This window comes from Micromonospora sp. NBC_01699 (assembly GCF_036250065.1).
Taxonomy (GTDB): Bacteria; Actinomycetota; Actinomycetes; order Mycobacteriales; family Micromonosporaceae; genus Micromonospora_G.
Genome location: NZ_CP109199.1, coordinates 7207638 through 7228655, shown reverse-complemented (window position 1 = coordinate 7228655; position 21018 = coordinate 7207638). Strand labels below are relative to the sequence as shown.

General features: G+C 70.7%; 20 protein-coding genes. 10 read left to right on the top strand and 10 right to left on the bottom strand.

Annotated elements, in window-relative coordinates:
* Positions 1-100: 100 nt before the first annotated feature.
* Positions 101-1504 (top strand): NAD(P)H-quinone dehydrogenase, encoded by a 1404-nt coding sequence (locus OG792_RS29715; RefSeq protein WP_329104456.1) that lies wholly within the window; start codon positions 101-103, stop codon positions 1502-1504.
* Here the strand turns inward: OG792_RS29715 and OG792_RS29710 are convergent.
* Positions 1461-2237, bottom strand: coding sequence for a DedA family protein (locus tag OG792_RS29710; RefSeq protein ID WP_329104455.1), 777 nt, complete (start codon positions 2235-2237; stop codon positions 1461-1463). The genes OG792_RS29715 and OG792_RS29710 overlap by 44 nt on opposite strands.
* 318 nt (positions 2238-2555) lie before the next feature.
* Positions 2556-2819: a hypothetical protein gene (locus OG792_RS29705; RefSeq protein WP_329104453.1), complete on the bottom strand. Its 264-nt coding sequence runs from the start codon at positions 2817-2819 to the stop codon at positions 2556-2558.
* A gap of 213 nt (positions 2820-3032) precedes the next feature.
* On the opposite strand from OG792_RS29705, the gene OG792_RS29700 reads away from it, so the two are divergent.
* The 5 genes from OG792_RS29700 (at position 3033) to OG792_RS29680 (ending at position 8716) form a co-directional block, all read left to right on the top strand.
* Positions 3033-4679 (top strand): circularly permuted type 2 ATP-grasp protein, encoded by a 1647-nt coding sequence (locus tag OG792_RS29700; protein ID WP_329104451.1) that lies wholly within the window; start codon positions 3033-3035, stop codon positions 4677-4679.
* A complete protein-coding gene (locus OG792_RS29695; RefSeq protein WP_329104450.1) occupies positions 4673-5629 on the top strand; it encodes an alpha-E domain-containing protein in 957 nt (318 codons plus the stop codon). Before OG792_RS29700 ends, OG792_RS29695 begins: the two co-directional genes overlap by 7 nt.
* Before the next feature lie 22 nt (positions 5630-5651).
* Positions 5652-6515, top strand: coding sequence for a transglutaminase family protein (locus OG792_RS29690; protein ID WP_329104448.1), 864 nt, complete (start codon positions 5652-5654; stop codon positions 6513-6515).
* 254 nt (positions 6516-6769) lie between these two features.
* On the top strand, positions 6770-8050 hold the full coding sequence (thrS, locus tag OG792_RS29685; RefSeq protein WP_329104446.1) for a threonine--tRNA ligase: 1281 nt from the start codon (positions 6770-6772) through the stop codon (positions 8048-8050).
* Positions 8051-8125: 75 nt separating this feature from the next.
* Complete coding sequence (locus tag OG792_RS29680; protein WP_329104444.1) at positions 8126-8716, top strand: TetR/AcrR family transcriptional regulator; 591 nt, start codon at positions 8126-8128, stop codon at positions 8714-8716.
* A gap of 42 nt (positions 8717-8758) precedes the next feature.
* On the opposite strand, the gene OG792_RS29675 is transcribed toward OG792_RS29680, so the two are convergent.
* Together OG792_RS29675 and OG792_RS29670 are read right to left on the bottom strand one after the other, a co-directional pair.
* The gene (locus OG792_RS29675; RefSeq protein ID WP_329104442.1) at positions 8759-10198 is read right to left on the bottom strand and encodes a GuaB1 family IMP dehydrogenase-related protein; all 1440 of its coding nucleotides are present in this window, start codon (positions 10196-10198) and stop codon (positions 8759-8761) included.
* 91 nt (positions 10199-10289) lie between these two features.
* Positions 10290-12056, bottom strand: coding sequence for an ATP-binding protein (locus OG792_RS29670; protein ID WP_329104440.1), 1767 nt, complete (start codon positions 12054-12056; stop codon positions 10290-10292).
* Between the two features lie 224 nt (positions 12057-12280).
* Here OG792_RS29670 and OG792_RS29665 point away from each other — a divergent pair, with 224 nt between their 5' ends.
* The 4 genes from OG792_RS29665 (at position 12281) to OG792_RS29650 (ending at position 16147) form a co-directional block, all read left to right on the top strand.
* The gene (locus tag OG792_RS29665) at positions 12281-12958 is read left to right on the top strand and encodes a PadR family transcriptional regulator (protein WP_329104438.1); all 678 of its coding nucleotides are present in this window, start codon (positions 12281-12283) and stop codon (positions 12956-12958) included.
* A 152-nt stretch (positions 12959-13110) separates the two neighbouring features.
* The gene (locus OG792_RS29660; RefSeq protein WP_329104437.1) at positions 13111-14070 is read left to right on the top strand and encodes an ATP-binding cassette domain-containing protein; all 960 of its coding nucleotides are present in this window, start codon (positions 13111-13113) and stop codon (positions 14068-14070) included.
* A 26-nt stretch (positions 14071-14096) separates the two neighbouring features.
* Positions 14097-14852, top strand: coding sequence for an ABC transporter permease (locus tag OG792_RS29655; protein WP_329104435.1), 756 nt, complete (start codon positions 14097-14099; stop codon positions 14850-14852).
* A 65-nt stretch (positions 14853-14917) separates the two neighbouring features.
* A complete protein-coding gene (locus OG792_RS29650) occupies positions 14918-16147 on the top strand; it encodes an MFS transporter (protein ID WP_329104433.1) in 1230 nt (409 codons plus the stop codon).
* Between the two features lie 58 nt (positions 16148-16205).
* On the opposite strand, the gene OG792_RS29645 is transcribed toward OG792_RS29650, so the two are convergent.
* From OG792_RS29645 to OG792_RS29620, 6 genes are all read right to left on the bottom strand, one after another.
* On the bottom strand, positions 16206-16859 hold the full coding sequence (locus OG792_RS29645; RefSeq protein ID WP_329104431.1) for an O-methyltransferase: 654 nt from the start codon (positions 16857-16859) through the stop codon (positions 16206-16208).
* A 59-nt stretch (positions 16860-16918) separates the two neighbouring features.
* Entirely contained in the window at positions 16919-17539 is a 621-nt protein-coding gene (locus OG792_RS29640) for a Maf family protein (protein ID WP_329104429.1), read from the bottom strand.
* 37 nt (positions 17540-17576) lie between these two features.
* Complete coding sequence (gene mycP, locus OG792_RS29635; RefSeq protein ID WP_329104427.1) at positions 17577-18737, bottom strand: type VII secretion-associated serine protease mycosin; 1161 nt, start codon at positions 18735-18737, stop codon at positions 17577-17579.
* On the bottom strand, positions 18734-20131 hold the full coding sequence (locus OG792_RS29630) for a hypothetical protein (protein WP_329104425.1): 1398 nt from the start codon (positions 20129-20131) through the stop codon (positions 18734-18736). The genes mycP and OG792_RS29630 overlap by 4 nt, the downstream gene beginning before the upstream one ends.
* Positions 20131-20580: a hypothetical protein gene (locus tag OG792_RS29625; protein ID WP_329104423.1), complete on the bottom strand. Its 450-nt coding sequence runs from the start codon at positions 20578-20580 to the stop codon at positions 20131-20133. The genes OG792_RS29630 and OG792_RS29625 overlap by 1 nt, the downstream gene beginning before the upstream one ends.
* An 83-nt stretch (positions 20581-20663) precedes the next feature.
* On the bottom strand, positions 20664-20909 hold the full coding sequence (locus OG792_RS29620) for an acyl-CoA carboxylase epsilon subunit (RefSeq protein WP_442932323.1): 246 nt from the start codon (positions 20907-20909) through the stop codon (positions 20664-20666).
* Positions 20910-21018 lie beyond the last annotated feature (109 nt).

Genomic DNA, 21018 nt, shown 5'->3' with positions numbered 1-21018 from the left:
GACGATAGCCCGGCGGACGGGTGGTGGAGAATACGACAGTGCGTGTCGGACGGGTTGGGGAGAAGAAAGTCACTGTGAGCGTCAACGAAGGGCAAGTTCTGTGAGCCGTATCGTGATCATCGGCGGGGGGCCGGCCGGTTACGAGGCCGCCTTGGTAGCGGCCCAGTTGGACGCGGACGTCACCGTCATCGAGGCCGAGGGGGCCGGCGGAGCCTGCGTACTGTCCGACTGCGTCCCGTCGAAGACCTTCATCGCCAGCTCGGACGTGGTCACCGGGTACCGCGACACGGAGGAGTTCGGGGTTCACTCGGACGGGCTGGAGGCGGTCACCGTCGACGCCGAGGCGGTGTACGGGCGGGTCAAGCGACTCGCGCTGGCCCAGTCGGCGGACATCCACGCCAAACTCATCAAAGCGGGCGTCACCTTCGTCTCCGGTCGGGCCCGGCTCGGCGAGGACACGCTCGGTCACACCCACCGGGTGCTCGTCACCCCGACCGGCGGTGACTCCGAGTACCCGGTCGACGCCTCGACCGTCCTGATCGCCACCGGCGCGACGCCCCGGGTGCTGCCCAGCGCCGTACCGGACGGGGAGCGGATCCTGACCTGGCGGCAGGTGTACGACCTGCCCGAGCTGCCCGAGGACCTGATAGTGATCGGGTCCGGGGTGACCGGTGCCGAGTTCGCCAGCGCCTACCTGGCGATGGGCGTACGGGTGACGCTCGTCTCCAGCCGGGACCGGGTGATGCCGCACGAGGACGCCGACGCGGCCGCCGCGATCGAGCAGGTGTTCCGCTCCCGGGGCATGACCATCCTGAACAACTCCCGCGCCGACGGGGTACGCCGTACCGCCGACGGCGTCGAGGTGGAACTCTCCGACGGCCGTACGATCACCGGCTCGCACGCCCTGATGGCGGTCGGCTCGATCCCGGACACCGCCACCCTCGGCCTACCCGAGTACGGCGTGGCGGTCTCGCCGGGCGGCTACGTCACCACCGACCGGGTGTCCCGGACCAACGTGCCGGGCATCTACGCCGCCGGGGACTGCACCGGCGTACTGCCGCTGGCGAGCGTGGCCGCCATGCAGGGCCGGATCGCCATGTGGCACGCGCTCGGCGAGGCGGTCCGGCCGCTGCGGCTGCGTACGGTCGCGGCGAACGTCTTCACCGATCCGGAACTGGCCACCGTCGGGGTGTCGCAGGACGAGGTGGACTCGGGGCGTACCCCGGCCCGCCAGGTGATGCTGCCGCTGGCCGGCAACGCGCGGGCCAAGATGGCCGATCTCTCCGACGGCTTCGTGAAGCTGTTCTGCCGGCCGGCCAGCGGTCAGGTGATCGGCGGTGTGGTGGTGTCGCCGAAGGCGAGCGAGCTGATCCTGCCGATCACGCTCGCGGTGGAGAACAACCTGACCGTGGACCAGTTGGCCCACACGATCACGATCTATCCGTCGCTGTCCGGCTCGGTCACCGAGGCGGCGCGTCAGCTGATGCTGCACGGCTCGGAGTGATCACGGAGGCTGCCAGCGCCGGCTCCGGCGCTGGCAGTTCCGCCGCCGTCCGTCCGCCGGTCAGGGTCAACGCCCAGCCGGCGGCGGCGAAACCGGCCGCGGCGACCACGGCCACCGTGGCGAGCCGCCAGATCGAGTCGGTGAGCGCGGCACCGCCGAGGTGGCCGACCAGGGCGCCGTACGCGGCCCAGCCGAGCGCGGCCAGCGCGTCGTAGGCGAGGAACCGGCGGTACGGGTAGCGGACCCGACCGGCGTTGAAGCAGGCGATCATGCGTCCGCCGGGTACGAAGCGGCAGAGCAGGATGACCATCGGTCCGGGTTGCCGCAGCGCGCGGGTGAAGCGTCCGGCGGCCTGCCGGGACCGGGAGGGGGCTGCCCGGTCGGCCTGCCCGTCGGCGTACCCGGTCCGGTCGCGCGCCTCCCGCCAGCCGCGCAGCAGCCGTCCCGCCCCGGTGTGGCCGAGTAGTTGCCCGGCCCCGGTGCGGCCGAGCAGGTAGCAGGCGGTGTCGCCGCAGAAGACGCCGAGGGCGCCGACGCCGATGGTCAGCCCCAGGTTCAGGTTGCCGTAGATGGTCAGCGCACCGCCGGTGATCATCACGACCTGGGTCGGTACCACCGGCACGAAGGCGTCCAGTACGAGGAGGCCGAACAGCGCGAGGTACGCCGACGTGGGGGACGCGACGTTGGTGAGAAGTTCGAGCACTCGGGTCACCTCGACGCGATCGTCCGCCATGGTCTCGGTCGAGGGTGAACCGGCGCCGTCCGACGGTTTACACGGCCCCGACCAGTGGTGATACCGGCCACGCTACGGCCATCGACGCCGCAACGGGGTGTGATATTGCCGGTGTCGCGCCGAGGGCGGACCGGAAGTCCGCCGGCCGTACGTCGCGGGACCCGGCGGACGGGGCGGTCGGCGTACCGTTGGAGGGGCGCGACCCGCCACCTCAGGTCCCCCCGTTCCTGACGGTTACGGCTAGCCATCGGGCCGCCGGCGGGTCCCGCGCCGGCGGCCCACCCCTGGGTGGGGGCACCGCCGGCTCGGGCCGGCCGCTCAGATCACCGGCTGCGCCTCGTTGCGTGGTGCCGAGGCCAGCCAGGGCAGGAACCGGCGCAGCCACAGGTCCACGCCGGGGATCGCCAGGATCCGGGTGATCACCCCGGCGACGACGATGAGCTGGGCGACCGCCGGTACGGTGTCCAGCCCGGTGGTCGCCGCCACGGTGGGTACCAGCGACAGGGCGCCGACGAGCGCGGCCAGGACGGTCCGGGCGGTGGCTCGCCACGGGTGCCGGGTCTGGGTGGTGGTGGGGGTCATGGGTGCCTCCCGGGGGAAGTGTTGAGGGAGTCGACCGATCAGGGTGGACACCTTGCCCAACCAGCACCGAACCGGGATGGATGCGTCCATGTCCGAAAGGTGACAATCAATGGATGAAGATCACCCCAGCGGTCCGGGATCCGGCGGAGGTAAGGGCGCCCGGTCGACTTCCGTCGTTACGTGGGCGCAACGAGATCGGCGTAGCGTCAGGACATGGCGGACTTGTTCGAGGACTACCGCCTCGGCCCTGGATGGGACGAGATGTTCGGCGAGCCGGGCATGCCGCGGGAAACGTACGAGGCGTTGCACGCCACCCTGCAACCACTGTCCAGTGTCGAGCTGGGCATCCGGGCCGAGGTTCTGGCCAGGGCGTTCCTCGACCAGGGCATCACGTTCGCGCTCAAGGGCATCGAGCGGCCGTTCCCGCTCGACATCGTGCCCAGGATCATCGCCGCCGACCAGTGGCGGGTGGTCGAGGCCGGGGTGTCCCAGCGGGTACGCACCCTGGAGGCGTTCCTGGCCGACATCTACGGCGCCGGCCAGGTGCTCGCCGACGGGGTGGTACCCCGCCGGATAGTCGTGACCAGCGCCCACTTCCACCGCGAGGTGGCCGGCGTCAACCCGCACAACGGCGTACGCATCCACGTCGCCGGGGTCGACCTGGTCCGCGACGAACAGGGCACGTTCCGGGTGCTGGAGGACAACGTACGGGTGCCGTCCGGGGTCAGTTACGTGATGGAGAACCGGCGGGCGATGGCACACGTACTGCCCGAGGTCTTCGCCGCCACCCGGATCCAGCCGGTGGAGTCGTACCCCGGGCAGTTGTTGCGGGCCCTGCGCGCCGCGGCGCCGGTCGGGGTCAGCGAGCCCACGGTGGTGGTCCTCACCCCCGGCGTGCACAACTCCGCCTATTTCGAGCACGCCCTGCTCGCCCGCGAGATGGGCGTCGAACTGGTCGAGGGTCGAGACCTGGTCTGCGTGGGTAACGAGGTGGCCATGCGGACCACCGCGGGCGAACAGCGGGTCGACGTGATCTACCGGCGGATCGACGACGAGTTCCTCGACCCGGTGCACTTCCGGGCCGACTCGGTGATCGGCGTGGCCGGGCTGCTCAACGCCGCCCGCGCCGGCCGCGTCACCATCGCCAACGCGGTCGGCAACGGCGTCGCCGACGACAAGCTGCTCTACACGTACGTGCCCGAACTGATCCGCTACTACCTGGACGAGGAGCCGATCCTGCCGAACGTGGAGACCTACCGGCTGGAGGATCCGGGCGTACTCGAACACGTCCTGGACCGGCTCGACCAACTGGTGCTCAAGCCGGTCGACGGCTCCGGCGGCGCCGGCATCGTCATCGGCTCACAGGCCAGCGACGAGGAGCTGTCCCTGCTCGCCGAGAAGGTACGGCACGACCCGCGCGGCTGGATCGCCCAGCGCGAGGTGGCGCTGTCGATGGTCCCGACCCTGGTCGGCAACCGACTCCGGGCCCGGCACGTCGACCTGCGGCCGTTCGCGGTCAACGACGGCGAACGGGTCACCGTGCTGCCCGGCGGACTGACCCGGGTGGCCCTGCCCGAGGGCGCGCTGGTGGTCAACTCCAGCCAGGGCGGCGGCTCCAAGGACACCTGGGTGCTGGCCGAGGCGCCGGTCGCCGCGATCACCGCCGCCGGCCCGCCGGAAACACCGCCCGTCTACCCCGCCCCCGACGAACCAACCGGGGCGAGCGCGGCCGCCGGGGCGACCGGCACCAGCCTGCCGGCGCCGCGCAGCCCCGACCCCGGTCCGGACTCCGGCCCGGTCGCCGTCCAGCAGCAACAGCAGCAGCAGTCCGCCCGGCTCGGCGGGACACCGGCATGCTGAGCCGGATAGCGGAATCGCTCTACTGGATCGGCCGGTACGTCGAGCGGGCCGAGGACACCGCCCGCATCCTCGACGTACACCTGCACCGGATGCTCGCCGACCCGTGGGCCGACGAGGAGACCGCCTGCCGTTCGCTGCTCGCCGTGATGGGCGTGCCGCCACCGGAGCAGCCGGTCTCCGCCGCCAGGGTGGTCGGCCTGCTCGGCCTGGACGAGAGCAGCCACAGCTCGGTCGTGGGTGCGCTCGCCGCCGCCCGGGAGAACGCCCGGGGTGCCCGCGAAACCATCTCCGCCGACATGTGGGAAGGGCTCAACGCTACCTGGCACGGCCTGCCCGACGCCCGACGCCGGGTCGAGCAGCAGGGCGTACACGCCTTCTTCCGCTGGGTACGCGAGCGCTGCGCGCTGCTGGCCGGGCTCGCCGACGCCACCATGAGCCGGGACGAGGGCTGGCTGTTCCTGGTCCTCGGCCGCAGCGTGGAGCGGGTCGACATGACCGCCCGACTGCTCTCCACCCACGTACGGGCCGGCGGCAGCATCCCGTCCTGGCTCACCCTGTTGCGCTCGTGCGGAGCCTGGGAAACCTTCCTGCGCACCTACCGGGGCTCCCTCGACGACCGGTACGCCGCCGAGTTCCTGCTGCTCGACCGGCTCTTCCCGCGCTCGGTCTTCGCCGCGCTCTCGGCCGCCGAGGCGTGCCTGACCGACCTCGAACCGACCGGCGGGCCGGGCGGCCAACCAGGCAGGGTCGGCGTCGCCACCGAGGCACAGCGGATCGTCGGCCGGGCCAGGACCAACCTCGAATTCCGGGGTGCCGAGGAACTGCTGGCCGACTTCCCGACCGTGCTGGCCAGCCTCGAACGCACGTGTTCGCAGGTGAACGAGGCGGTCTCGCGCCGCTACTTCCGCCAGACCTCGGCGGTCCTGTGGGTCCCGGAGGCAGTGGCATGAGGGCAGTACCGGAGGTTACGGCGTGAGCGTCAACAGTTGGCGGTTGAAGATCATCCACCGGACCGGGTTCAGCTACGCAGGCAAGGTCGCGTCGTCGTACAACGAGGCCCGGATGTCGCCCCGCAACGAAACCCGCCAGGCGGTGCTCGACGCGCGGGTGGAGGTGTGGCCGTCGGCCCGCACCTACCGCTACGAGGACTACTGGGGCACCTCGGTCACCGCGTTCGACGTACACAGCGCGCACGAGGCGCTGCGGGTCACCGCCGCGTCGACCGTGGAGACCCTGCCCGCCGGTGACCTGCTACCCACCACCGGCGGCGCGAGCTGGGCCGACCTGGCCCGGCCGGAACACGTCGACCGGTGGCACGAACTGCTGCTGCCGACCCCGCGTACCGCCCTGGACGAGGAGTTGACCGCGCTGGCCGAGATCGCCCGCGCCGGCCACCCCACCCCGCACGCGACCGCGCTGGCGCTCTGCGAACAGATCCGCGACGAGGTGGCGTACACCGCCGGCTCGACCGGCGTACAGACCGACGCGGTGCAGGCCTGGCGCCAGCGCAAGGGCGTCTGCCAGGACATCAGCCACCTGCTGGTCGGGCTGCTGCGGTCCGCCGGCATCCCGTCCCGCTACGTCTCCGGCTACCTGCACCCGTCACCGTCGGCCAGCATCGGCGAGAGCGTCGTCGGGCAGAGCCACGCCTGGGTGGAGTGGTGGGTCGGCCGGTGGACCGGCTTCGACCCCACCAACGGCATCCCGATCGGCGAGCGGCACGTCGTGGTCGGGCGTGGCCGGGAGTACGGCGACGTACCGCCGCTCAAGGGCGTCTACTCCGGCCCCAAGAACACCGGCCAGGGCGTGGAGGTCACCATCACCCGGCTGCGGTGACGGGTAAATGCGGGTGCGGTGGGTACCGAGGGCGGCGTAACCTGCCCGGCATGCAGCATTTCGTGGCAGAGACGACGACGCCGGGTCACCCCGGCGTGCCGCGCTGACGCGAAATCTCTCACCGTCAACCAACGGCCCCGGGGCGAACCGCTCCGGGGCCGCTTCGTACTCCGGACCGGTCCGCCCCGACCGGTCCGCCACTCGAAGTTCGGGTGGGCCGGGCTCAGGGTCGTACCCGAGTCAGGAGCATTGACATGGTCGACCACCGCAGGTTGGGCCGCGAACTGGAGTTGTTCCACGCCGACCCCCTCTCCGGCGCGGGCCTGCCGATCTGGCTGCCGGCCGGCGCCGCGGCCCGGCACGCCGTCGAGGAGTACGTCCGCGAGCTGGAGCGGCGCGCCGGCTACCAGCACGTCTACTCGCCCCCGATGGCAAAACGCGAACTGTTCGAACGATCCGGGCACCTCGGCTACTTCGCCGACGACATGTTCCCGCCGATGCGCCTCTCCGACGACGACGAGTTCGTGCTCCGGCCGGCGCTCTGCCCGCACCACTGCCTCGTCTTCGGTGCGCGCGGCCGGTCCTACCGGGAGCTGCCGCTGCGCATCGGCGAGCTGGGCGGAATGTACCGGTCGGAACGGTCCGGGGTGCTCGGCGGCCTCAGCCGGGTACGCGCGATCTGGCTCAACGACGCGCACAACTTCTGCACCCTGGAGCAGGTCGGCGACGAGGTCGCCGAGATCCTCGGGCTGATCCGGACCGCGCACGCCGCGCTCGGCGTACGACCGGCCGGGTTCCGGCTCTCGCTGCGCGGACCGGGCGAGAAGTACGTCGGCGGCGACGACGTGTGGCAGCGGGCGGAGAACCTGCTCCGGGAGGCGCTCGACGCGGCCGGCCAACCGTACGTCGAGGCGGCCGGCGAGGCGGCGTTCTACGGGCCGAAGATCGACATCCAGATCCAGGACCCGGCCGGTCGGGAGTCGACCCTGTCCACCATTCAGCTCGACTTCGACAAGGCGGAGAAGTTCGACCTGTCCTACATGGACTCCGATGGTCGGCCGCGTCGACCGGTGATCGTGCACCGGAGCCTGATCGGCAGCATGGAGCGGCTGTTCGCGTACCTGATCGAGGTGCACGACGGGGCGTTCCCGGTCTGGTACGCCCCGGTGCAACTGGAGGTGCTCCCAATCGGCCCCGAGCAGTACGCGTTCGCGGCCGCCTTCGTACGGCAGGCCGTCGAGGCCGGGCTGCGGGCGGAACTGACCGTCGACGGCTCGCTCGGCGCCCGCGTACGCGCCTCCGCCCGCCGCCGCGTCCCGTACGCCGCCGTGATCGGCCCCCGCGAAGCAGCCGAAAACATGGTCTCGCTGCGCCCACGCAACCGCCAACCCCTGGCCCCCCTACCCACCCCCAACGCCCTACACCTGATCGCCACCCCCACCCCCTCGCCCCCTCCCCTCCCCCTTCCCCCGGAGCGCCCGCGATCTAGGGCGAATACGTGCTTGTTGATCTCTGATCACCACCATTCGCCCTAGATCGCGGGCGCTCGGGGGAGGGGGAGGGGGAGGGGGGGGGAGGGGATCTTGTCGGTAACTAGATAGGGTTGGGGGGTGGCTGGGGAGAATGCGCCGGGGCGGTCGTATCACCATGGGGACCTGCAACGGGTTTTGTTGGAGGCGGCGGTCACGGCGATCGAGGAGTCCGGGCCCTCGGCGTTGAGCCTGCGTGATCTGGCTCGCCGGGCGGGGGTGTCGCACGCGGCGCCCACGCACCATTTCGGGGACAAGGCGGGGCTGCTCACCGTGCTCGCCACCCAGGGCTTCCACCTGTTCGCCGACAACCTCGGCCACATCCGTGAGCAGACCGGCAGCCTGCTCGAAATCGGTGTCGGTTACGTCCGGTTCGCCGTTGAGTACCGGGCACACTTCGAGGTCATGTTCCGTCCGGAGCTCTACCACCGGGACGATCCGTTGCTGGTCGCCGCCAAGCAGCGGGCCACGGACGAGTTGCAGGCCGGGGTCGCCACCCTGGGCGAGCCGCCGGGCGACGAGCGGGATCCCCGGCTCGCCGGGCTGGCCGCCTGGTCGCTCGTGCACGGGTTCGCCACGCTCTGGCTCAGTGGCGCGCTGCCACCGGAGGTCGGCGACGACCCGGCGGCGGTGAGCCGGGCAGTGCTCCAGGGCCTCTTCCCCGTCCCCTGAGACCCCTCATCAGGCCCGGCACCCCCCGGCGGCGAGTGGCAGTCACCAGCCGATCGGGAGGGCCATTCCCTCGGTGTAGCCGGCGGCGCTCTGCACCCCGATCAGCGCGTTCGCCGAGAACTCGGTCAGATTCGCCGCGCCGGTGTACGTGCAGGCGCTGCGTACCCCGGCGATGATCTCGTCGATCAGGTCCTCGACGCCGGGGCGGGCCGGGTCCAGGAACATCCGGGCGGTGGAGATGCCCTCCTCGAAGACCGCCTTCCGGGCCCGGTCGAACGGGCTGTCCTCGGCCGTACGGGCGCTCACCGCCCGCGCCGACGCCATGCCGAAGCTCTCCTTGTAGCGCCGGCCGTCGGGATCGGAGTACAGGTCACCGGGGGACTCGTAGGTGCCGGCGAACCAGGAACCGATCATCACGTTCGAGGCGCCGGCGGCGAGCGCCAGGGCGACGTCGCGCGGGTGCCGTACGCCGCCGTCGGCCCAGACGTGCCGGCCGAGTTCGGTGGCGGCGCGGGCGCAGTCGAGAACGGCGGAGAACTGCGGCCGGCCGACCCCGGTCATCATCCGGGTGGTGCACATCGCGCCGGGACCCACGCCGACCTTGACGATGTCCGCGCCGGCGTCGACCAGATCGCGTACGCCGTCGGCGGTGACCACATTGCCGGCGACCAGCGGGACCGTCGGGTCGAGCGCCCGGACCGCCCGCAGCGCCGAGATCATCCGTTCCTGGTGACCGTGCGCGGTGTCCACGACCAGCGTGTCGACGCCCGATTCGAGCAGCGCCGCCGCCTTGCCGGCCACGTCGCCGTTGATCCCGATCGCCGCCGCCACCCGCAGCCGCCCCTTGCCGTCCAGTGCCGGGCGGTACAGGGTGGCCCGCAGGGCGGCCTGCCGGGTCAGCACCCCGACCAGCCGCCCCTCGACGTCGACCACCGGGGCGAGCCGCCGCCGTCCCCGGGAGAGCAGGTCGAATCCGGTACGCGGATCCGCCTCCGCCGGTACGGTGTGCAGCTCGGTCGACATCACGTGGCGTACCTGGGCGAACCGGTCGACGCCCTCGGTGTCCGCCTCGGTGACCACGCCGAGCGGGCGGTTCTCGTCGTCGACCACGACCAGCCCGCCGTGCGAGCGCTTCGGTAGCAGGTGGATCGCGTCGCCGACGGTGTCGGTCGGGCCGAGCGTGATCGCCGTGTCGTGCACCAGGTGACGTTGCTTCACCCAGCCGACGACCTCGGTCACCACCTCGATCGGGATGTCCTGGGGCAGGACGGCGATCGCGCCGCGCCGGGCCACTGTCTCGGCCATCCGCCGACCCGCCACCGCGGTCATGTTGGCGACCACTATCGGGATGGTGGTGCCGGTGCCGTCGGCGGTGCTCAGGTCGACGTCGAGCCGGGACGCCAGGTCCGACCGGACCGGGGCCATGAAGACGTCGTTGTACGTCAGGTCGTGCGCGGGGGCCGCGCCGGAGAGAAACCGCACCCGATCATCATGCCCCCGGGCGGGACCTGTTACTCCCGCTCAGCTGGACCGACCCGGCCGGCTCGGTCAGCGGGACGGACAGGGCCGGTGGTCAGCGGATGGTGCAGATGGCGGCGCCGGCGGTGATGACGGCACCCGCTTCGGTGCCGAGGTCGTTGATCACGCCGGCCTTGTGGGCGTACAGGGGTTGTTCCATCTTCATCGCCTCCAGGACCACCACCAGGTCGCCCTCGGCCACGGTGTCACCGTCGGCGACCGCGATCTTCACGATGGTGCCCTGCATCGGCGAGGTCAGCGCGTCGCCACCGGCACCGGCAGCCGCGCCCGTACGGGTGGCGGATCCGCGGCCGGCGCCACGACGGGTGGCCGGGCCGGGGGCCGGGCTGGTGCCCGTACCGGAGCCGAAGCCGGCGGGCAGGCTGACCTCGATCCGCTTGCCGCCGACCTCGACCACGACGGTCTCGCGCGGGCCGGCCGCGTCGGCGGCCGGGGCGGCGGCGGTGAACGCCGGTACGGTGTTGTCGAACTCGGTCTCGATCCACCTGGTGTGTACGGCGAACGGCTCGGCGGTGAAGGCCGGGTCGCGGACCACCAGCCGGTGGAACGGCAGTGCGGTCGCCATCCCGTCGACGGTCATCTCGTCCAGTGCCCGCCGGGCCCGTTCCAGCGCCTCGGTCCGGGTCTCCCCGGTGATGATCACCTTGGCCAGCAGTGAGTCGAAGTTGCCGCCGATGACGTCGCCGGCCGAGATGCCGGTGTCGACCCGTACGCCGGGACCGGACGGCAGTCGCAGCGCGGTGACCGTGCCGGGTGCGGGCAGGAAGCCTCGGCCGGGGTCCTCGCCGTTGATCCGGAACTCGATCGAGTGCCCGCGCGGTGTCGGGTCCTGGGCCAGCCGCAGCTTCTCGCCGTCGGCGATCCGGAACTGCTCGCGGACCAGGTCGATGCCGGCGGTCTCCTCGGTGACCGGGTGTTCCACCTGGAGCCGGGTGTTGACCTCCAGGAACGAGATGGTGCCGTCGACGCCGACGAGGTATTCCACCGTGCCGGCGCCGTGGTAGCCGGCCTCCCGGCAGATCGCCTTGGCGCTGGCGTGGATCTCGGCGCGCTGGGCGTCGGTCAGGAACGGCGCGGGCGCCTCCTCGACCAGTTTCTGGTGCCGGCGCTGCAACGAGCAGTCGCGGGTGCCGACCACGATCACGTTGCCGTGCTGGTCGGCGAGGATCTGCGCCTCCACGTGCCGGGGCCGGTCCAGGTAGCGCTCGACGAAGCACTCGCCCCGGCCGAAGGCGGCGACCGCCTCCCGGGTGGCCGACTCGAACAGCGCGGGGATCTCCTCCATCGTCCGGGCCACCTTCAGCCCGCGACCGCCGCCGCCGAACGCCGCCTTGATGGCTACCGGCAGGCCGTGGTCGATGGCGAACGCGATCACCTCGTCCGGCCCCTGCACCGGGTCCGGGGTTCCGGGCACCAGCGGGGCGCCGGCCCGCTGCGCGATGTGCCGGGCGGTGACCTTGTCGCCGAGGTCGCGGATGGCCTGCGGGGTCGGCCCGATCCAGGTCAGCCCGGCGTCGATGACGGCGGTCGCGAAGTCCGCGTTCTCGGCGAGGAACCCGTAACCCGGATGTACGGCGTCGGCGCCGGAACGCGTCGCCACGTCCAGCAACTTGTCGATCCGCAGGTACGTGTCGGCCGCGCTGTCGCCGTTGAGCGCGTAGGCCTCGTCGGCCAGGGTGGCGTGCAAGGCGTCCCGGTCGGAGTCGGCGTAGACCGCGACGCTGCCCAGGCCGGCGTCCCGGCAGGCGCGGACGACCCGGACGGCGATCTCGCCCCGGTTGGCGATGAGTACCTTGCGCACGCTCGTCCTCTCCTGGCTGTGGCCGCTTCGGCCTTTCCTGTACTGCCGGGGGGCCGTTTCCTCGTTGTTCCCTGCTTCGTTGTTCCCGCATGCACCGCTGATGTTGGGTACTCGGGGAGTTTATCGGCGCATTTGATCAACTTCACCGGGCCAGCCTGTGTCCTGTGGCACTGGCCCGCCCGTCGCCCCGCACTTTAGTCAAATTTGTTTATTACGCTTGTGCTGTGTCGAGTACCCGCATGATGATTCTCGGTCTGGTCCGCTGGATGCAGCCGGTGCACGGTTACGACGTGCGCCGCGAGCTACTGAGCTGGAGCGCCGACGACTGGGCCAACGTACAGCCAGGTTCGATCTACCACGCGCTGCGCAAGCTGACCGAGGAGGGCCTGCTGCGCGAGGTGGCGACCGAACAGGTTGGTGCCCGTCCGGCCCGGACCACGTACGAGGTGACGGAGAAGGGGGAGGACGAGTTCGAGACGCTGCTGCGGGACATGTGGTGGCGGTTGCAGACCCCGCCCGACCCGTTCGCGGCGGCCTTCTCGTTCCTGCCGGCCCTGCCCCGCGAGGAGGCGGCGGCGGCGCTGCGCAACCGGGCGCAGCTCCTGCGTGCCGCGCACGAGTCCATGCGCGCCTCCCTCGATTCGGACTGGGTACGCAAGTCGAAGCCGGTGCACGTGGGCTGGATGTTCGAGCTGTGGATGGCCCGCGCGGAGGCCGAGAGCGGCTGGTGCGAACGGATCGCGGAGCGGATCGACTCCGGAGTGTCGTACCTGCCTGATCAGCTGGCGGAGGCGGCGGGTTGGGGCGCGATGCGGGCGCAGACGGAGGCATTGGCCGAGCCCCGGGGTGCGGAGCGTCCGGAATCCGGCGATACGAACCGTGGGGTGTTCGGCGACGAGTAGCACTCAAGACTTGATTCGAGTAATAATCAACCTTGACTAGATGAGTTATATCGCGTTAGCCTCGGGTCGAGTGTTGGGGTGCGCGCCTGCGGCGTTGGTCCCCGGGGGACAGTGGTCGGCGGTCTGCCGGCCCGACCAACCAGGAGCTGAAGATGATCGAGACCAAGGGGCTGCGGAAATCCTTCCGCTCCCGCCAGGGTCGACAGACCAAGACGGTGGAGGCGGTGCGCGGCGTCGACCTCCTGGTGCGCGAGGGGGAGATCTACGGCTTCCTCGGCCCGAACGGTGCCGGCAAGACAACCACCCTGCGCATGCTGGCCACCCTGATCGAGCCGGACGGTGGAGAAGCATTGATCGCCGGCGCCGACCTGCGCGCCGACCCCGGCGAGGTGCGCCGTCGGATCGGCTACGTCGCCCAGGGAGGGAGCACCTGGGACGAGTCCACCGCCCGTGAGGAACTCGTGCTCCAGGCCCGGATGTACGGCATCGGCAGGGTCGAAGCCCGGCGGCGCGCGGTGAACGCCCTGGCCGCCTTCGAGCTCACCGAGTACGCCGACCGCAAGTGCAAGACCTACTCCGGCGGTCAGCGCCGCCGGGTCGACATCGCGCTCGGCATCATCCACGAGCCGAAGATCGTCTTCCTGGACGAGCCGACCACCGGTCTCGACCCGCAGAGCCGGGCCCATATGTGGGACGAGATCCGGCGGCTGCGCGCCGACGGCATGACCGTCTTCATCACCACCCACTACCTCGACGAGGCCGACGCGCTCTGCGACCGGATCGCGATCATGGACCACGGCGAGATCGTCGCCGAGGGCACACCGGCCGAACTCAAGCGGGAGATCTCCGGCGAGATGGTGCAGGTCGGCCTCGACCCGGCCGCCACCCCGAAGGCCGCCGAGGCCCTCGACACCCAGCCCTTCGTGCTCAAGCTGGAAACCCTCGACGAGGGCGGGCTGCGCCTCTACGTCGACGACGGCGCCACCGCCATCCCGCAGATCCTGCGCGCACTCGACAGCAGCGGCATCCCGCTGCGCGCGATCGAACTGCACCGGCCCAGCCTCGACGACGTCTTCCTCACCAAGACCGGCCGCTCGCTGCGCGAGTCCTGAGCCCACCCCCGCGACCGGAGACCGTCATGAAATTCGCCCGGGACACCTGGCTGATCTTCGAGCGGCAGATGCTGCTCCTCCTCCGTCAACCCATCTGGGTCTTCGTCGGCGTCTTCCAGCCGGTGATGTACCTGCTGCTCTTCGCACCCCTGCTCAAGCCCGCACTCAACGCGCCGACCCAGGCCGACGCGTACCGCATCTTCGTACCCGGTCTGCTGGTGCTGCTGGCCATCTTCGGCGGCCTGTTCCAGGGCTTCGGCCTGATCGCCGAACTGCGCGCCGGAGTGATCGAACGATCGCGGGTCACCCCGATCAGCCGGCTCGCCCTGCTGCTCGGCCGCTCGCTGCGTGACGTCGTGTCGCTGATCGTCCAGGCGATCATCATCACCCTGCTGGCACTGCTGTTCGGACTCACCGTCTTCATCGGCGACCTGCTGCTGGCGTACCTGATGCTCGCCCTGATCGCGCTGATGACCTCGGCCGTCTCGTACGGGATCGCGCTGATGGTCAAGAGCGAGGACGCGCTCGCCCCACTGATGAACACCATCGCCCAGCCGCTGCTGCTGCTCTCCGGCATCCTGCTGCCGCTCACCTTCGCACCCGGCTGGCTCCAGGCCGTCGCCGACTGGAACCCGTTCTCCTGGGCGGTGGAGGGGACCAGGGCGCTGTTCGCCGGTGACCTCGGCAACGACAGGGTCTGGCAGGGCCTCGGCATCGTGGCCGTACTCACCGCCGTCGCCGTCGCCTGGGCGGCCCGCGAGTTCGCCCGCAGCGTACGGTAAGCGGTTCTTGAAGGTGTTTCACCTGGTCAACGGGGCACGTTCCGATCGCTTGTAGCGTAAGGAGCGTGCCCCGCCTCCTCCATGACCGGATCACCTGGTTGACCTATGCCCAACTCGGCGTCTGGGGCTTCTTCCTCTACGGCTTCGGGCCGGTGGTGCCGCTGCTCCGCGACGAACAGGGCACCAGCGCGGCCGTCGCCGGCCTGCACAGCACCGCGCTCGCCGTCGGAGCCCTGCTCGGCGGCTTCCTCTTCCCCTCGCTGTCAACGAAGATCGGGCGCGGCCGGACAAACTGGCTCGGGCTCGCCGGCGTCGTCGTCGCGGTCGTCACACTCTGCCTGTTCCACACCCTGCCGGCCACCCTCACCGCCGCGACCATCGCCGCCACCTTCGGGTTCATGCTGGTCAGCGGCGTCAACACCACCCTCGCCGACCACCACGGCCCCAACTCGCCGGCCGCGATCAGCGAGGCGAACGCCGCCTGCGCCGGCATGGGGATCCTCGCCCCGATCGTCATCGGTCTCACCGTCGGCGCCGGCCTCGGCTGGCGGCCGGCGATCGCCGTCGAGGTCGGGCTGATCGCGCTGGTCGCCGCGTCCGCGTTCGTCTTCCGGGTACGCCTACCGCACGGCACCCCCGCTACCGCGGCTGCCGGCACCCGACCGGGGCGGCTGCCGCGCACGTACTGGATCGCCTGGCTGTTGCTCGGCGTCACCGGCTCGATCGAGGTCTGCCTCTCCCTCTGGGCCGCCGACGTGCTGCGTGGCAACGCCGGCATGTCGGCCGGAGCCGCCTCGGCGGCCCTCGCCGCGATCGTCGCCGGCATGTTCCTGGGCCGGCTCGCCGGCGGCCGGATCGCGCTCCGGGTCGCCCCGGTGCCGTTCCTGTTCGCCGCGCTCGCCGTCTCGTTCGTCGGGTTCGGCATCTTCTGGGCCGCGCCGGTCGGCTGGCTGGCCGTCGCCGGCCTGGTAGTGGTCGGGCTGGGCAACGCCATGCACTATCCGTTGGGCATCTCGATGGCGCTGGCCGCCGCACCGGGACAGCCGGACCGGGCGGCGGCCTACTCGTCCTACTCCGTGGCGATCGGGTTCGGCATCGCCCCGGTCGTACTCGGCCGGGTCGCCGACTCGGTCGGCCCACACCTGGCCTTCCTGCTGCTGCCGCTGTTCATCGTGATCGCCGCGCTGCTCGCCGTACGGCTGGCCCGCGCGCTCCGGCTACCGCCGGCCGCCGCCCCGCCCCTGGACGCCAGGATCGACGGCCCCGCGGCACCGGCCGTCGAAGCCGCCACCTGAGCTGTTGTAGCTGTCATCGGCGGCTCGGTGGGCTCAGTCGACGCGCGAGCGGGTCAGGTCAGCGGCGGCGGGCCAGGGTGAGACCGTCGGCGATCGGCAGCATCACCACGTCGACCCGGACATCGGCCCGGACGTCGGCGTTGAACGCCACGATGGCCCGGTCGGCCGCGTCCTGCGGAGCGAGGACCCGACCACCGCGCAGCACGTTGTCCACCGCGATCAGTCCACCCGGACGCATCCGGGGCACCAACTCGTCCCAGTAGATCGGGTAGCTCGTCTTGTCCGCGTCGATGAAGGCGAGATCCAGGTGCGGCTCGGTCGGCAGCGACCGCAGCCCCTCGGCCGCCGGCCCGATCCGCAACTCGATCCGGTCGTCCACCCCCGCCCGCGACCAGTACCGACGGGCCACCGAGGTGTACTCCGCGGAGATGTCGAAGCAGGTCAGCTTGCCGTCGGCGGGCAGACCGCGAGCGATCGCCAGGGCGGACATCCCGGTGAAGGTGCCGACCTCCACCGCCTGCCGCGCGTTCACCAACCGGGTGAGGAAGGTGAGCAGCGCCGCCTGTTCCGGGGCGACCTGCATCTGGGCATCGTTCGGCAGCGCGTCGACCGTCTCGTCGATCAACTCGCGGGCGATGTCGTCCGGCGGGCTGCCGTGCGCGATCAGGTACGAGTGCAGTTCCTCGGTCAGCGGCAGCGACTTCGTGGTCATGCCCAGACGCTAGACCAGTACCGACCCGGGACGGTAGAACCGCGCTCGGCCCGGTGCCGTTACCGCTGCCACAGGTCGGTGATCCGTACGTCAAGCTCGCCCAGCAGATTGCGCAGCAGTGGCAGGGAGAGCCCGACCACGGTGCCCGGGTCGCCCTCCACCCGCTCGACGAACGGGCCACCCAGCCCGTCGATGGTGAACGCGCCCGCCACCTGCAACGGTTCACCGGTCGCCACGTACGCGGCGATCTCGTCGTCGGTGACGGGAGCGAAGTGCACCGTCGTGGAGGCGACCGCCTCGGCCCGGCGACCACCGGTCACGTCGATCAGGCAGTGACCGCTGTGCAGCACCCCCGACCGCCCGCGCATCTGCTTCCACCGCCGGGTGGCGTCGTCGGCGTCTACCGGCTTACCCAGGATCTCCCCGTCGAAGGCCAGTACGGAATCGCAACCGAGCACGAGCGTCGTCGGCTCGCTGGTCGACCGGACCCGGTCGGTGATCGCCTCCGCCTTGAGCCGGGCCAGGTCGAGGCAGAGCGTCTCCGCCAGCTCGGCGTTCGCCTTCGACTCGTCAACGCCGCTGACCAGTACCTCCGGCTCGATGCCGGCGGCCTGTAGGCTCTTGCGCCGGGCCGGACTGGCCGAGGCGAGCACGAAGCGAAGCTGGTTCGTCGGACGCATGAATCCGTACGCTACCGTGCCCGACTCCGCCGCCGGATCAGGCTGGGTCGCCGGGCGGTGCGCCCCGTCCGGCAGCACGCCGGTGCGACCGTACGACCAGCAGCGCGACAACGATGGCGAGCAGCAGGAAGACGGCGAAGACGGTCAGCAGGGTGCCGGTACCCATGCCCCTCGGGGTCGCAACGGACGGGCCTCCGGTCGCGCTCGCACCCGCACTCGGGCTGATTGAGGCGGGCGCACTCGCTGACGTACCAGCCGCCAGCGGGGGTACGTCAGCGGTCAGCGCCGCCATCAGATCGAGTACGCCGTCGCCGTACTCGTCGTCGTGTCCGGGCGGCCCCTTGTCCACGGCCGTCGCCGTCAACCGATGTACGACCTCCTCGGCCGAGAGATCCGGATACCTGCTCCGAATAAGCGCCGCCGCCCCCGCCACAATCGCAGTCGAGTCCGAGGTCCCGGTACCTCTGCTGTACTTGCCGTCAAAGCTGGTGCCGTAGATGTCAACGCCTGGCGCAAGGATCGCTAGCTTGTCGCCTGTCACGGAGACCTTGGCCCGGGTTCCGTTTCGATCGCTTGCTCCGACTGCGACTACGCCCTCGTAGGCGGCGGGAAAGCCTATACCATAGCTTTGAGGGATGTTGCCTGCGGCGGCAACGATCACAATATTAGCTGCAATTGCGGACTTCACGGCGGCGGATTCGCGTGGAGAGGTGCCGCCGCCAATCGAGATGCTTATTACTTGTACTTTTTGGGCTATTGCCCATTCGATTCCCTTGGCGACACTGTCGTCGGTAGAATCCCCTGAACGGGCGGCATAGCGAATCGGCAGAATCTTCGCTTCCGGTGCAATTCCCAGGGCGCCATTGTTTCCCGCTTTCCCGTGCGCAGCAATCAATCCCGCCATCTTGGTACCGTGACTGTCAATGTCCTCGCGACCGTCACCGCTGCCCCCTGGGCGAGTTTCCGTGCCCGATAGCAGGTTGTTTCGTAGGTCTGGATGCGGGTCAACGCCGGTGTCGATCACGGCGACCGTTACGCCAGCACCCTGTGTCAGCTTGTGGGCCTCGGCCACCCTCAGGTACCGCAGGTGCCACTGGTCGTCACGGATACGGTCGGCAGATGCTGACCCTGCGGGTAGGGCCGCGATCGCCGTGGCGCAGAGCGCCGCCAAGGCCGCAAAAGCGGTCCGCAAGATCACCGATCGAATCCGATGGCTGGTCCGGGGTCGATCCGGCCGACCTCCCGAGGAGCGCGCATGACGGGTGCGACCCCTTCGTCGGTTTCCCATGGGTTGTCCGGATCCCATTGCTGGCCGGCTTCGTCCTCGCCACGCCTGTTGGGGCGACTGCCGGGCGGGGCGATTGATCGCTGGCCGCCATTGGCGCCGATCGACATGGTGCCGCCGGAGCGCCCGCCCGCACCGCCCATCGGGGCTGTGCTACCTGCGCCGCCGCCGATCATTCCGCCAACGGGATTGATCTGGCGGGCTGGTGATATGCCTGCTCCGGGCTGTCCCATCCCAGGCGTGCCACCGATCATCCCGCCGGGAGGCATTGCGCGGGGAGCGCTTGGGACTCCGCCAACGCCCGGCTTGGTGAGCCCACCCGTGACAGGACTAGTGCCGAGTGGCCCCGGGTAGGTCGTGCCGAAGCCGCCTGGGGCCGGTGGCAACGGGGCTGGAAAACCCGGCCCGATACCGGGAGAGGACGGCGGAGTAGGTGTGATGACGGGTGGCGACACCGGGGCCATTGGAGTGGTAGGAATGGGCGGCGCAACGCCGCCGAGCGTCGGACCATTGCCCCCGAGAACGGGCCCGACGGATGGCGCGGAAGGCGCCGGCACCGGGTGATGGATTGGAGAACCACCATTCGGCATCGCTGAACTCGGCCCGCCCGTCGGCGCCGGTACCACGGGCGGGATTATCGGAGGCGCCCCACCTCCGTAGACGTCAGTGTTGCGATCGACCTCGAATCCGGGTCTGCCTTGATACGGCGGGGGCTGTTTTAGTTGGGCTTGGGCTTGGACTAGTTCGCTGCTGAGGCCGTACATGATGATGCGGGCTCTGTTGTTCAGCCGATCGAGCTCGGCCTGGGTCACCGGCGGGGTGGGGGCGGGTCCGGGCGACGGGGACGGGGTCGGACTGGGACTCGGCGAGGGAGTGGCCGTCGGCGGGGTGACCGTGCGCTCGTACTCCAGCTTTGCGGCGAGTTTGCGCTCGTACTCGTCGTGGACGGTCTTGAGCTCGCGGCGTGCGTCGCTGATCGCGCTGGTGGCGCCGGACAGGGCGGAGCGGTTGGCGATGGCCGCCTCGTACGACTGCTCGACGCTCTCGATCAGGAAGTCCAGCCGTTCGACGTACGCCCGTGACGCGGCGCTCTTCTCCGGTGGCCAGGCCTGGATCAGGCCCTCGCGGTACGTCCGGAGGCGGGACATGTGCGTCCCGGCCAGCTCGTGCGTACGTTGCCAGCCGGTGACGTGCTGCCAGTGACCGTCGGTCTGCTGGTTCTCCAGCGTCGCCCACATCTGCTTGACGTCGTAGTCGTACCAGTTGGTGGTGCCGGAGTAGCCGCCACCCCCGTCGGCGATGAGCATCAGGACACTCCCGGGTTGTCCGTGGCCGGGGGCGGGGTGGTGGTGCCCGCTTCGGGCAGGCGCGCGGCCGAGGTCTTGTCCAGGGCGGATTCGACCTCCTTCACCCGGGCCAGGGCGAACGCGTCGGACCTGCCGTAGTTCTCGCTGACCTCCTTGGCTGCCTGCGCAAAGCCACCGGTCGCGTCCCGGTAGTGGAAGACGACGTTGGTGCTGTCCTGCTGGATTGCCTGGTGTGTCTGGAGGAACGAGACCAGTTCGGGAAACTCGGCCGCCGGCTTCGGTATCTCCGCGGTCACGTCCTCGCGGAGGTAGTCCAGGTGCGGGGCGTAGTTCTGCCGGACCTCGGCGTCGAGGTTGGCCGCGAACTCCTCCATCTTGCTGATGTCGGCTTCGATGTCGCCGTAGTCCCGCAGCCAGGCCGGCGGAAGGTCCTCCTCGGGAATCGCCACGTGTCCCCTCCCCAGGTGTCACGGCGTGGTGCCCGTCCGAGGCTAGTCGGCGAGGGCCCGTGTCAGCAGCCCCGTTCGGACGTTCAGCGGGGCAGTCCGGACAACCGCCAGGCATCGATGGCCGGGCGTGTGGGTAGGCCGGACGCGGACACCGTACCGGGTCGCGATGCGCGTACCCAGGGTGACCCGCCGCTGCGACGGGCCGGCGCGGCCGGTCGCGGCCGCAGCAGGATGGCGCCCACCAGGGCGGCGATTTCCTCGGCGGTGGGGGTGCCCCGCACCACGCGGAACGCCGGCTCCCGGTCGGGCACGGCACGAGCGTCAGACATGAGACGAGGGTACGACGACGGTTGACGTGCCGGTACGTAAGGGAACGACGCCGGCCGTAGGTTGCACCGGGCAACGGAGGTACGCCTCACACGTGCGGGTACGTCTCAC